This window comes from Okeania sp. SIO2C9 (assembly GCF_010672455.1).
Classification (GTDB): Bacteria; Cyanobacteriota; Cyanobacteriia; order Cyanobacteriales; family Microcoleaceae; genus Okeania.
Genome location: NZ_JAAHGO010000012.1, coordinates 437,517 through 451,241, shown reverse-complemented (window position 1 = coordinate 451,241; position 13,725 = coordinate 437,517). Strand labels below are relative to the sequence as shown.

At 38.5% G+C, this 13,725-nt stretch carries 9 protein-coding genes; 3 read left to right on the top strand and 6 right to left on the bottom strand.

The window, feature by feature from the left end:
- Positions 1–102 precede the first annotated feature (102 nt).
- Positions 103–501 (bottom strand): DUF5132 domain-containing protein, encoded by a 399-nt coding sequence (locus tag F6K23_RS12445; RefSeq protein ID WP_293155391.1) that lies wholly within the window; start codon positions 499–501, stop codon positions 103–105.
- A gap of 931 nt (positions 502–1,432) precedes the next feature.
- Between F6K23_RS12445 and F6K23_RS12440 the strand changes: the two genes are divergently transcribed.
- Entirely contained in the window at positions 1,433–2,395 is a 963-nt protein-coding gene (locus F6K23_RS12440) for an ROK family protein (protein WP_293155388.1), read from the top strand.
- A 266-nt stretch (positions 2,396–2,661) separates the two neighbouring features.
- Here F6K23_RS12440 and F6K23_RS12435 read toward each other — a convergent pair whose 3' ends face one another.
- On the bottom strand, positions 2,662–3,147 hold the full coding sequence (locus F6K23_RS12435; protein ID WP_293155385.1) for an ankyrin repeat domain-containing protein: 486 nt from the start codon (positions 3,145–3,147) through the stop codon (positions 2,662–2,664).
- Positions 3,148–3,705: 558 nt separating this feature from the next.
- Between F6K23_RS12435 and F6K23_RS12430 the strand changes: the two genes are divergently transcribed.
- Positions 3,706–5,043 carry a lipid-A-disaccharide synthase gene (locus F6K23_RS12430; protein WP_293156149.1) on the top strand — a complete coding sequence of 446 codons (1,338 nt, stop codon included), beginning with the start codon at positions 3,706–3,708 and terminating at the stop codon, positions 5,041–5,043.
- Positions 5,044–5,561: 518 nt separating this feature from the next.
- On the opposite strand, the gene F6K23_RS12425 is transcribed toward F6K23_RS12430, so the two are convergent.
- On the bottom strand, positions 5,562–7,262 hold the full coding sequence (locus tag F6K23_RS12425; protein ID WP_293155382.1) for a mechanosensitive ion channel family protein: 1,701 nt from the start codon (positions 7,260–7,262) through the stop codon (positions 5,562–5,564).
- A 275-nt stretch (positions 7,263–7,537) separates the two neighbouring features.
- The gene (locus F6K23_RS12420; RefSeq protein ID WP_293156146.1) at positions 7,538–8,356 is read right to left on the bottom strand and encodes a creatininase family protein; all 819 of its coding nucleotides are present in this window, start codon (positions 8,354–8,356) and stop codon (positions 7,538–7,540) included.
- A 771-nt stretch (positions 8,357–9,127) separates the two neighbouring features.
- Between F6K23_RS12420 and F6K23_RS12415 the strand changes: the two genes are divergently transcribed.
- Entirely contained in the window at positions 9,128–10,087 is a 960-nt protein-coding gene (locus F6K23_RS12415; RefSeq protein ID WP_293155379.1) for a 3'(2'),5'-bisphosphate nucleotidase, read from the top strand.
- 468 nt (positions 10,088–10,555) lie between these two features.
- Here F6K23_RS12415 and F6K23_RS12410 read toward each other — a convergent pair whose 3' ends face one another.
- Together F6K23_RS12410 and F6K23_RS12405 are read right to left on the bottom strand one after the other, a co-directional pair.
- On the bottom strand, positions 10,556–11,986 hold the full coding sequence (locus tag F6K23_RS12410; RefSeq protein ID WP_293155376.1) for an MlaD family protein: 1,431 nt from the start codon (positions 11,984–11,986) through the stop codon (positions 10,556–10,558).
- Between the two features lie 456 nt (positions 11,987–12,442).
- On the bottom strand, positions 12,443–13,255 hold the full coding sequence (locus tag F6K23_RS12405; protein WP_293155373.1) for an ABC transporter ATP-binding protein: 813 nt from the start codon (positions 13,253–13,255) through the stop codon (positions 12,443–12,445).
- Between the last annotated feature and the right edge of the window lie 470 nt (positions 13,256–13,725).

Sequence of the window (13,725 nt, the reverse complement as noted above, 5' to 3'; positions counted from 1 at the left end):
AGTCCCTTAATTTTTCTGCCCTAGTGAGCCTTTAATGCTAATCGCCCTCCTATCCCTATGCAATTGATTCTGTCTCCTGTCTTCTGTCTCCTGACTCCTTCTTCAAGGAGTTGCTGACTTATTTGCATTCAATTCTTGTTGAGAATATACACCTGCTTTTAAGTTAGATTTATGTTGTGCTTCTGCCGCTACTTCTGCCTTAGCTTCCGCCACAATATCCCCGAATACTTCTACTGTTTCTGCTAGAGCGCCTTTAGTTTTTTCCAAGAAAGAAACTCCCGTTTTAATAGTTGCTTTAGCTACAGGTTTTAATAAAGGTAAAAGAATCGGAGTTAATACAATCGCACCCACACCTACTGCAATCGGAACTCGATTTTGAATAACAGTTTGTTTAACTTGTTGAGGAAAGTTTTGAGTTGCTTGTTGCCAGGTTTGATTAGCTACCACAGGTAAATTTTGAACCACTGATTCTGGTAAGTTTTGATTAGTTTGTTCTACCATATTAATGCTCTCCTGATATTAGTATTCTTATCTTATAAAAGAATTATAACAAAAAAACACGAACGAGGGTAATTAATTTTTTATTAAGTTTTTGTTGCTATTTATTTTCAACAATAAAATATAGCAGAAGAAAGAAGGAAGAAGGAAGAAGGAAGAGGGAAGAAGGAAGAGGGAAGAAGGAAGAGAGAAGAAAGAAGAAAAAAAATATTGCTTTGTCTGAGTTTTGATCTTTTGAACTGTCCGCGCTCTTTCCTTCGACTGCTATATGAACCACAAATTTATAGATTACTTAATAACCGAGAATAAACTACAAGAATCAAAAATTAAGATTAAACTTACCGAATAATTAAAGTTTCAAGCCTATCCTTTAAAGGAGAAAAAAGGGGTCGATGGATGACGAGGTCTCCTCCCTGACCGACCATCGACCAAGAAAAGAAAAAATTTTCACGCTCCCCGTCAATCCTCTTATTTTCAAGGAGAGATAATTGTTAATGAATAACTGAAGAAGGAAGAAGGAAGAGAGAAGAAAGAAGAAAAAAAAATATTGCTTTGTTTGAGTTTTGAGCTTTTGAACTGTTCGCGCTCTTTCCTTCGACTGCTATATGAACCACAAATTTATAGATTACTTAATAACCGAGAATAAACTACAAGAATCAAGAATTAAGATTAAACTTACCGAATAATTAAAGTTTAAAGCCTATCCTTTAAAGGAGAAAAAAGGAGTCGATGGATGACGAGGTCTCCTCCCTGACCGACCATCGACCAAGAAAAGAAAAAATTTTCACGCTCCTCGTCAATCCTCTTATTTTCAAGGAGAGATAATTGTTAATGAATAACTATTAATTATTAATTATTAATTCTTGAAGGAGTTTCCCTCCAAACTCTAGTTTAACAACTTAAAAATAACCTCAATAAACCTTACTTAATTTTTATGACAAATAAAATTTTAGCCCTTGACTTTGGTGGTACAAAGTTAGCAGCAGCAGTATTAAATGCTGGCGAAAGAAACTGGCAAGACTATCAAAAAACTTTTTCCCCTCCCCATGCTTCTGCTCAAACAGATATTGAAATAATGCAAACTATTTCTCACAACCTCCTCAAAGGCGAAAAACCTGCTGCCATAGGAGTCAGTTTTGGCGGTCCCGTAGACGCAACAACAGGTACAGTTCGTCTATCTCACCATGTAAAAGGTTGGGAAAATATTCCCCTCAAGCAAATCTTAGAAACTGAATTTAACTCACCCGCAATAGTTGATAATGATGCCAACGTAGCAGCATTAGGAGAACATCGTTTTGGCGCTGGTCAAGGATATGACAACTTACTTTATATTACTGTAAGCACTGGTGTAGGTGGAGGTTGGATTCTCAATGGCAAACCATGGCGCGGTGTTCAGAGTATGGCAGGAGAAATAGGTCATGTCACCGTCGATCCAGAAGGTCCAATTTGTCTTTGTGGTAAGCGTGGTTGTGTAGAAAGATTAGCATCAGGTCCCTATATTGCCCAAAAGGTAAGAGAACAGTTGCAATATCAACCTCAAGAAGGGCAAATTTTGCGGAGTTTAGTAAATAATGATTTAGAAGCAATAACTGCTCAGGAAGTTAGTCAAGCAGCTATGCAAGGAGACGAAATTGCAATTAAGGCGATCGAGTCAGCAGGTTGGGGTTTGGGAGTAGGTATTGGGAATGTAGCTAATTTAGTTAATCCCGAACGGTTTATTTTAGGAGGTGGGGTAATGAAAGCAGGTGAATTATTGTGGGAAACCCTACAACGAGTAGCAAGAGAAACTGCTTTACCAGAAGTCAATTTTGAGATTTTACCGGCAGCATTGGGTGATGAAGCACCTTTGTGGGGAGCAGTTGCATTAGCTGAGGATTTGTTGTTGAGTAACCAATAATATCATATTCGGTTGAAAAGTTTAAAGAATTTTTAGAGATGGAGAAAGGAGAGAGAGTTTTGACTTAGTTGAAAATTTACGTCATAACGCAGTACAATACGATAGTTGTCTCGAACAATAACTTAGTGAAATTTATCAAACCAAGAGCAGGGGTGCTACATATAGCAGAGAAAAGGTAACAGACAACAGTGGAAAAAACATTGCCTAGTCTAAGATTCATCATCAGCATAAGTCCTAACCGCTCTGGTTATTGCCATACCTACCACCTAATGCAAAACTCCCCGATCGCGTACCTGCTTTAGCAATTCCACTGCCTCTTGATGACCTTCTGAACTTGCCCAGACCAAAGCAGTCCATTTATTATTATCTTTAGCCTTGATATCTGCGCCCCGGTCTAGCAAAATTTGAATGGCGTTAATATGGCCACTACCAGCAGCTGTCATCAAGGGAGTCAAGCCAAAATTAGTAGCAGCATTGACATCAGCACCAGCATCCAATAAAATTTGCAAAATTTTCCGATCGCCACTACCAGCAGCACCCATCAAAGGCACCCAACCATCATTATCATTGTTATTGACATCAGCGCCAGCAGCCAATAATTTTTTAACTATCTCTATATGGCCAGCTTCCACAGCAGCAATTAAGGGAGTCGAACCCTCCGAGTCTTTAGCATCGATCTCTGTACCTTCACTCAGCAAAGTTTCGACTTGAGAAATATCTCCAGTTTTAACCACATCAATTAATTCTGTCATCTTAATTTTCTCCTATAATTTGGTTGACTTTAGTAAGTATATTAGCTTCTTAGGGAATAGACAGCAAGCAGGGAATAAATATACAAGTTTACCTAATAATTAAGCTTGAAAGCCTCTTCTTTAAAAAAGGAGAAATAAATAAAATCCTGTTCGCCCATCCTATCCGTTTTCAAGAGGGGTAATTTCAGTTATCAGTTATCAGTTATCAGTACCTCTGCAATAGCCATCTCCAGAAAAGAGGTAACAGGCAACAGCTCCGGAAAGCAACAGGGAGAAATAATTGATAATTTATGGATAATAATTGATTTTATTTTTGATTTTTACCAGATGTCTAATAAAGAGACTTAACATCAGGAATATTATCTTTTTTTATCCCCTTAAAAGGAGAGAGTTTAGACCATAATTTTTCGGTAATTATTAATTGTTAATTATTAATTGTTAATTGTTGAACTAATACCTATACAATTCACTTGGGTTGAAAACCTACCGCTACCTGCGGGTTTGCCAGAATGTTATGGGATCGCCTACCAACTACCACCTACGACCTATCACCTCTCTATGAAAATTGATATTGTCATCCTCTCAAATGGCCCGGGAGAATTAGTTACTTGGGTGCGACCTGTTGTGCAACAGTTACGACAACAGGCAAATACTGATATCCGAATTTCTATCATTCTCTCACCTTGTCCCCATGCTACCGGAAAAGAAGCAGCGATCGCTCTTTCTTATCCAGAAATAGACCGAGTACAACCCGCAGAATATTTTTGGCGGTTTTTGCTTCAGGGAAAAACGGCGGAAAATTGGCATTGGCATCCCCAGGGAATAGTTTTATTTTTGGGAGGCGACCAATTTTTTACTGTTGCGGTAGGAAAACGTCTTGGTTATCGTACTGTTATTTATGCTGAATGGGATGCTAGATGGTGGCGCTGGATAGATAAATTTGGCGTAATGAAACCAGAAGTTGCTGCTCAAGTACCATCAAAATATGCTGAAAAATTTACAGTAGTGGGAGATTTGATGGCGGAAGCAAATTCAGTTATCAGTTATCAGTTATCAGTTATCAGTACCTCTGCAATAGGGAGGCTTGAAATGCAGAAATTTCTTTTTGACCCCCTTAAAAGGGTGAGCAGTAATTTAGATTTACCTGCAACAGAGAAAAATACTGTTGAATTAATTGGGTTATTGCCTGGGTCTAAACCTACTAAATTATCTTTGGGCGTACCTTTAACTTTAGCGATCGCTCAACATCTCCACAAAATACGCCCGCAAACTAGATTTATTATTCCAGTTGCTCCTACTCTAGAATTATCTACTTTAGCCAGTTTTGCCGACTCTCGAAAAAATCCGGCAGTTCAAAAAATGGGTGGTGTTGAGGCGAAATTATTAATTCCTCTAGACTCTGAGACAGAAAATCCTAAATTGGTGACACCTACAGGTCTAGAGGTGGAATTAATAACGCGCACTCCTGCTTACGATCTACTTTCCCAATGTCGTCTTTGCTTGACTACAGTTGGTGCTAATACTGCTGAGTTGGGTTCCTTAGCAATACCGATGATTGTATTATTACCCACCCAACAACTAGATATTATGAGAGCTTGGGATGGTTTGCCTGGGTTGTTAGCAAATTTACCAGGGGTAGGAGCTGCTTTTGCCGCCGGAATTAATTGGTTAGTGTTGCGCAAGGGAAAACTTTTTGCTTGGCCTAATATTTGGGCAAAACAGGAAATTGTACCGGAGTTGGTAGGGAAACTGACACCGGAAACAATAGCAGAATTGGTATTAGATTTTTTGACTCATCCAGAAAAATTAGCCGAAATGCGCGATCATCTTAGAAGTGTTAGAGGTCAACCAGGAGCGGCACAAAAGTTGGCTGAAATTGTTTTATCGTTGCTATAGGAAGGAAGAAGGAAGAAGGAAGAGGGAAGAAGGAAGAAGTAAATTTTGTAGTCTTGTGGAATGGGCATCTTGCCTGTTCCCGTTCCCGTTCCCAAATTTAAAAATTAATACTATTCAAATCTTTTATTCATCCTGACTCCTGACTCCTAAGAAATAGCCTAACTATTTGTAGCAAACAGTTATCAAATTGGTATTATATGATGTCCGGATAAGAGCGTGATGAAAAAAACTTATCCTCTTGCTTGTATAAAATCCGGTTGAATAGTTGTCATTGCGACGATAGGAAGCAATCTCCGCGCACCCCTGAGATTGCTTCCTTCCACTCCGTTCCAGTCGCAATGACTTAGCTATAGTAATTACCCGGATTCTATATTAAACAGTAAATATGTCTATTTTCTCTACTCCCCTACTCCCTCGCTATCTTAATAATAAGTGTTCAACCGGACATGATATTACATCTCTATACTAACGTTAGAACTATTATTAATAGTGCTTGTATTAGAAGATTATATTGTGTTTTATACAGTAAGTGCGACTACCTTTGCTCCTGTGAGGTCAAGAGTTGGACTAATGTTGAGCAGTATTTCCTCTTGGATCGAGATAGATTCATCTAAATCTCTAGTTAAGATATATGCGAAAATATCAACATCAATTGCCTCATTACTCAAACTGCTAAGACTAATACGTTCTTCGGAAAGTTTTGGATGTTGAGCGAGCATATTTCGTAGGTTTTCCATGGTTTCTCCTAACTCTTCGTGAATGCTGTCATAGCTCAATGAAAGTGTGCGCTTAAAAGAATATTTGTCGCGCTGACTATGATTGACAATTTGCGATGTGGATACTACTGTATTCGGGACATAAATTAGTTTGCGATCTTCCGTGCGAATCAATGTAGAGCGCAAACCAATATCTTCTACTGTGCCCATGACACCACCTAATTCGCAAAAATCCCCAATCTTTATTGGGCGGTTCAAAAATAAGGTTAAACCACCTATTACATTTTCTATATATGGTTTAACTCCCAACCCAATAGCAATACTGCTAATTCCAAAGCTAGCTATTATTGGTCCAACAGCTATGCCAATTTCTTTGCTAGTAGTGTAAAAAACTGTGAGTCCTGCCAAAACTCCTAGCAAGCGAACTCCATTGCGGACGAGTATTGCTTCAATGGATGTATTTTCTTGAGGCATATTGGAGATAATAGTCCAACCAATGGCATCGAATACCATAAAAGCGAACCAAGCCAAAACACCACCTTCCACAATAGTTGATAATGTCAGTATATTATTGAGGAGTGCGCCCGTAATATTAATGTATTTATTGATCGTAAATTCCCAAAAGTTAGTCATCCATAATGTTAAGGCTGGTATGAATAATCCCAACCATACTTTTTTGTGGGGATTAGCATTCCTAATATATCGTTTGAGTAAAAATCTAGCCCCAAAAATGATAGCGAATACTACGAAGGTGATTATAGCCAGACCAACCCATTGCCAGAGGGCCTGGCCGTAAAGTAGCACAGTATTTTTTGGCGTTGGTAACCATCTACTCCACTTGGGAGGTAGGAGATAGCCTGGTGTAGTGATATAGAATCTGTAGAACCCAGGAGATGTTTTCCAGGAATTCAATTCATAGTAGGGATATTTTTCGATCAATTCATAAAATTTTTTGATACGCTTAACTGTTCCAGGGGTGAAGAGAAATTCGTTGACATTGAAACCTTCCTCAACTAACCCAATTGCAATCTCACTCCCTGGAACTTCCCAGCGCTTTAGGGATTTAGATACAACATCTTCTCGACTAGGAATCATATTAGCTTTAGGTAATTTAAGGCGGTCTAATATCTCCTTCAGCATTAATGCAGATTCTGTACCAATATCTTGACGATTAATTGGGGGAATATCTACAAGATTTAAGGCATTGATCGCCCGCTCTAGAGCTAAGTTTGCTTCATAGCCTTTTTTCCGCACTGCCTTAGAATACCATAATCCCCCCTCTGTTTTGGCCTGCTCTTCAGCTTCCATAATTAGTGTATAAGCCTCATTCATATTTTTCATAAATCCTGACATAGTAGTACGGGGACTATTAGTGGCAGGTGGCTTAAGTGGGTTATTCTCTGGGCTAATGCTAATGACGGCAGACTGAGTAAAGATAATTATTATTAAAACAGTGAGAACTCGTAAAAAGAGTTTTTTTATTAGTCTGATCTTGATATCCATAGCAATCATATCAAATTGGATAGTAAGCGTTCTGGGAATTTTTAACCAATACATAAATACTCGCCAATTATACCATGATTGCTTGAATTATTTTATTAGACTTGTCGCTTTATAACTTAAAAAAATCCCAAAAACCTTGTTCTGTAAAGATTGTAGCTATTGGATAGCAAAAATGCTTGGAATTATTGCTCTGTCTAGGTTAGAGTGATTTTTTCCCTTTATTTAGCGACAACTCTATTGTTTAAGTATTAAACCGGACATGATACAACTACCAATTATGATCGCGAGTTAGATTTTTGTTTTGGTTGCTGAAATTTATAAACGTCCTGAATAACCTGCACCCAACTATCAGTAAAAGCCTCAATCAGGCGATCGCCTTTTTCTTTCGTAGCTACCTTGGCATCACCCAAAACACCACTACAACTTAACTCCTGCGTTAACCAAGCAAAAGGTAACTGCCCTTCCATACTTAACATACTGTCTTCTGGCAAATCTTGAGGATATTCCGTTACTGCCTTATCCATTTTTACCGTCTCCGGCAACATTGACAACATCATACTTGTTTCCCCATCTCCTGCATGAATTCCCAATTCCATTTCCTTTGGTGTGAACAATTCTTTACTTGGGTGAGGTACGCGCCAAGCAAAAAGCGGAAATAGCAAAAAATCCTCATATTTCTGGTGCAAGTCTCGCGCCACAATTTCGATAACTTGTGGTTGTCCACCATGTGCGTTCAAAAATACCAATTTGCGGAACCCAGAGCGATAGATACTTTCAGCCATTTCTGTTAATACTGCCATCAAAGTCTGGGCGGTGAGAGTAATGGTACCAGGAAAATGCCAATGTTCGTTAGATTTACCGTAATATTGAGTTGGTAAGGCATAGGCAGGAATATTAGAGTCGAGTTTAGCTAGTGCTTTACCTGTAATAAAAGTAGCGATCGCTGAATCAACAATTATAGGTAAATGAAAACCATGTTGTTCAATAGAACCCACTGGTTGAATAATTACTACATTTTCCTTATTTGGCATTGTTTCAATATCTTGCCAGGTGAGATAGGGAAAAAATCTTTCTGGTGGGATGAAATTGTGCATCATAAATAATAAAGTCAAATATCATTAATAATCATAATAGACATCTCCTAGAAAAGAGGGAGTAGGGAGTAGGGAGTAGAGGAAAATAATTAGAGTTGTTGGGAAATAAAAATTGAACAATGCTCAAAAGCTTACTATATAAGGTTTTCAGCATTTTAGGGCTTTTAAACGCTATAAGCTTTGACTAATAAGGGTTTGAGCCATTTTTTTAGCTTAATTCCCAACAACTCTATTGATAATTTCTGTGGGATAATTGACTTTATTTTTTCGGGACTTATATCATATTCGGATAATTAGTGATAAATCAAGTTTAAGGACTGACAATACCGAGAGTACTAAAGAAATACTGAAATTATCAATACCCCATCTCCAATATTTCCTCTTTTTATCCTTTCTTCTATCCTGACTCCTGACTCCTCACAAAAGTCTAGTTATAAGTATTCAACCGTTAGCGCAGCTCCCCCGGAGGGGGAACATGATATTACGCATAACCACAAAATATAGGGGTTAACGGCCGTTAATATCTACAAATGATCTATATTTTCATTTTCGTCTTTTGTGTAAGTCCTGTTTTGATTATAGGAGATGTTTAATATACATCTGGTAAAAATCAAAAATCAAATCAATTATTCTTCCCTGTTCCCTGTTCCCTGTTCCCTCTTTTGGAGAAGATGTCTAATGCTTAACTCCTATAGTTTTGGGCGCTAAACCTAGTTCTAAATATTCAAACACTACTATATGCTATGAATAGTACCTAATTTAAAACTACTCATGGCTTACGAACGCGAAAAACAAATAGCAATTGAAGCTGCTCTAGCAGCAGCTAAACTCTGCGAACAGGTTCGTGGAAATATTCCGCCGGCAATGGAAAAAGGTGATAAAAGTCCGGTAACTGTTGCTGACTATGGCGCTCAGGCATTGATTTGCAAAGCCTTGGGTGAGGCCTTTCCAGATGATCCAGTGGTAGGAGAAGAAGACGCCACTGAATTACAAAGTCCAGAAATGGCAGAAAATTTGACAAAAGTGACAAATTATGTAAAAGAACAGATAGCAGATGCTACTCCAGAACAGATAGTACAGTGGATTAACCAAGGTAACGGTAAAGTCGGACCTCGTTATTGGACTTTAGACCCCATTGATGGCACAAAAGGGTTTTTACGTCAAGACCAATATGCAGTGGCGTTGGCATTGGTGGAAGCAGGAGAAGTTAAAGTAGGGGTGTTAGCTTGTCCGGCGATGCCAGTAGAAAATAATCAACCAGGGATGCTGTATGTAGCGGTGCGGGGTGAAGGAGCAGCAATGATGCCAATAGCAGGAGGTGAATTGACTCCTATTCATGTGGTGAAAGCTGGTGATACTACTAATCTCAGGTTTGTGGAAAGTGTGGAAAGTTCTCACGGTGACCAAGACCGTCAGAATGCAGTAGCGAAAGCTGCGGGTATTACTGCGCCTTCTGTACGGGTAGACTCTCAGGCAAAGTATGGTATTGTGGCATCTGGACAAGCTGCTTTATATTTGCGTTTGCCTTCACCGAAGTCTCCTAACTATCGAGAGAATATTTGGGATCATGCTGCTGGAGCGATCGTTGTGGAAGAAGCTGGGGGACGTGTTTCCGACCTTTATGGTAAACCGTTAAATTTTGCTGATGGAGCGAAGATGGTTGATAACCGTGGCGTGGTTGTTAGTAATGGGATAATTCACGACCAAGTTTTAGCTGCTTTGCAGGAGTAGATATAGCTTTTTACGGAAGTCAAAAGTCATTTTAAGTCAAAAGTCAAAAGTCAAAAGTAAGAATTTTTAAAGTTATATCATGTTAGGATAATTACTTATAATCAAATTTTTGTTTGTAGTTGGGCTTTAGCCCTAATAGTAAGTATTGTAAGGGCTAAAGCCTAACTACGAGCCTAATTATAACTGTTCTACCGTTAGCGTAGCTCCCCCGGAGGGGGAACATGATATTAGCTATACTTTAGTCATCTAAAGATGACTTCTGCTTTAAGCCAAGAAATTTATTTCTTGGCGGATGACATGACTTGCCAAGTCAAGTGACTTTACGCTTACCATTTCTGGAATAATGGTCGGTTTAACATCTCACGCACCCCTTGCTGTGAAAGGCGTGCGTTACATTTCATTAACGCACCCTACTGGACTACTTCGGCGTTTCTCATTCCCTATTCCCTATTCCCTATTCCCTATTCCCTATTCCCTCAAATCTGTCAATTTACTAACCTCTGAACTACCACTATCTTTTAACAAAGTTTCAATATTTTTTGCCATCCGAGTTTGCTGTTCTAACTGCTTTGTTGAAGAGAATAAATCACCTAATCCATTAATAATTTGTTTAAGACTTCTCCTAAATCTATCATCCCCAGTTAAATCATCTAAATCTGATGTCATTTTCTGCACATTTTGAAATGTTGCTCTAGCTGAATCTAATGTTTGTTGCAACATAATTATATTTGTAGAACTATTTAAGTCACTAGAAATATCTCTTAAATTAGCGGAAGCTTCTACTGCATTTGCTGATAATATTTCTAAATTGCCAATTAATTCTCCTCTTTCTAGCTCGCTAACTATCGGACTTAAACTTTCCATTAACACTGCTAAATCTTCCGTCGTTTTCTCAATATTATCTAAAGTTGCTATTAGAGTAGAACGATTTGTATTAACAATTGAATTAATCTGGTCTGCTGTTAAACTAAATTTATTCGCTACTTCCTCTACAGAATTTGCAGAGGCGATCGCTGCCTCGGAAACTTTTGCTGTAGATTCTTCCATAGCTTTAGTCACATTTGCTATGCCATTGGAAATATCATTGACTTCTCTTTCTACAGTTTTAGTTAGACTATCCAAATCTCTCTCTACAGTATTAGTCAAACCACCTATTTCCCCTTCCAAAGTATTAGTCAAACCACCTATTTCTCCTTCTAAAGTATTAGTCAAACCACCCACTTCTGCTCTAATAATTCCTGTTATTTCATCAACATCTTCTCTTAAATATTGACTTATACCTTGGATTTCTCCTCTAATAGTTTCTGACAAATCAGCCAGTTGTTTTGTTAGCTTAGAAGCTTCTGCAGAGGCATTAGCTGTATTTTCAGCAATTATTTTGATATTACTAAATAACTCTGGGTCACTATATAGATCGATTAAACGAATTCCTGCTCTTAATAGTTGCTGTATTTCTACTCCTGCTTGCCCTTGTAAACGGTCATTATTACAGATAATTATTTCCGGACAATTAGAGGATAAAGGACCAGCAGAAATTTCTGATTCTGGTATTCCACCTCTAGGAGTAATATCTATCACTGCAGTACCAATAAATGAAGATGTATTTGCTTGAATAAACACATCACGGGGAATAATTAAATCTTCAGGTTTAATTTCTAAAGTAATATCTACTCCATTTGGCCCTGGTTTAATTCCTACTACCTGTCCCACATTAATACCTCGATATCTAACCGATGTGCCTAACTCCATACCAGATGCACTTTCAAATTCCACTATTACGTTATAACTACGTTGGCCTAAGTTTACTCCCTTCAACCAAAGCACCAATACACCAAATAAACCTAATCCTAGCAAAGTTAATAAACCTACTGAACCTTCTCTAGCTGTTCGCGATCGCATAGTTTCCCCAAAATTATCAATAAGCTATAGTTATATTTATCTGCTCTATAGCAATGTGCGCTGGCATATTTACAAATTACAGGAACTGTCCAATAGCTAAAAGTCTTATATTATCGGTTTTTTATTTCCCCTGTTGCCTCTCTTGGTCAGCGTTCCGCAAGCGAGCTTGCGTCGTCGCGGGGTCTGACCGCTATTGCCTGTTGTCTGCGCACAGCACTATAAATCTATTAATTTTTCTGGCCTTTAATCTGGCAATTATCAAAATAACATGGGTCTAAAACCCTGCCTTTTAAGGCGCAATATTTTTGGAGCCTTGCTCAAATGCCCTACTTCCCCTCCTGGGAGGGGGAGGGGCGAGGGGTGGGTTAACTTCTGACTCACAGGAGTGCGCATTCCGCAAGCGAGCTGGCGTCGTCGCGGGGTCGCACCGCTTCTGACTTCTGACTTCTAACTTCGTTAAGTTCCTTGCCTTCCAGTCAAACCTCTATCCAGTACCTTAATCGGCCCATCTACAGTACCTGTAAAAAATTGTTGTACCAAAGGATTGTCCACTACATCAATTTCATCTACAGTACCAATCCACTGCACCTTACCCTGATAAAGAAATATAATTCTGTCTGCTGTGCGACGAATGGTACTATGTTGATGAGTCACCATTACATAGGTGCTACAACCACCATCTACAGATTGTAAGTGACGTACCAAATCTTCAATTACAGTAGAAGCGATGGGGTCCAAACCTGCAGTTGGTTCATCATACAATAATATTTCTGGGTCATCATGAGGATTTTCTGGATTAGTCATAATTGCTCTTGCAAAACTAACTCTTTTACGCATTCCACCAGATAACTCTGCCGGATAGCGATCGCCAATATTACCCAACCCCACCATTTCCAATTTCTGTTGCACCAACTCCTGAATCTGGGAATGTGGTAACTTACTCTGTTGATACAAAAGAAAACCCACATTTTCTTCTACTGTCAGGGAGTCAAACAGAGCAGCATTTTGAAAGACCATACCAATAGTAATTGGATCTTTCAAATCATCCATCCATCTAACTCGTCGCTGTCCCTGGACATAAACTTCTCCAGCATCAGGAGTCAATAAACCAGCAATAATTCTCAGAACTGTAGATTTACCAGTTCCAGATGGACCAATAATTGCCAATGCTTCTCCGTGATAAATTGTTAAGTCTGTTTCATCTAAAACAACATTAGACCCGAATGACTTACTAACTCCTTTCAGTTCAATTATAGGTTCGTGATTCATCGTTTACACTTAACAGTCCACAATAATGTATTGGCCTTAAAAAAGCAGTAAGTATAGCGCTACGCGCAAGGCAACAGCTCATCTGGCAATAGGCAACAGAGAAATACAAAAGGGTTTTCCTACGGAATGCTGCGCAAACAGCTTCTATTTATGTCCTAAACTTAATGCGTAGCACCATAACAGATTTTGTTGGCAGTATAGCAAGGGGGCATAATAAAAGTCTCAAACTTTGAGATTTAGTCAGCCTTTCTCCTCTAAACTTTGTCTTCTGTGATACCATTTTCCAAAAATAATGTTACAAATACTGTAAGTCAAGAAAAAGCAAGAAGGTTTTAGTTATCTAGGTGATTAGTTATCTAGAGCAGAGGAAAGAAGAAAGAAGTAAGAAAAAATCAACAATTAATGATATATTTTATCTCTCAATTAGATAAATCAGTTTTGACAAAAATAGAGTAATTCTATACCAAGAT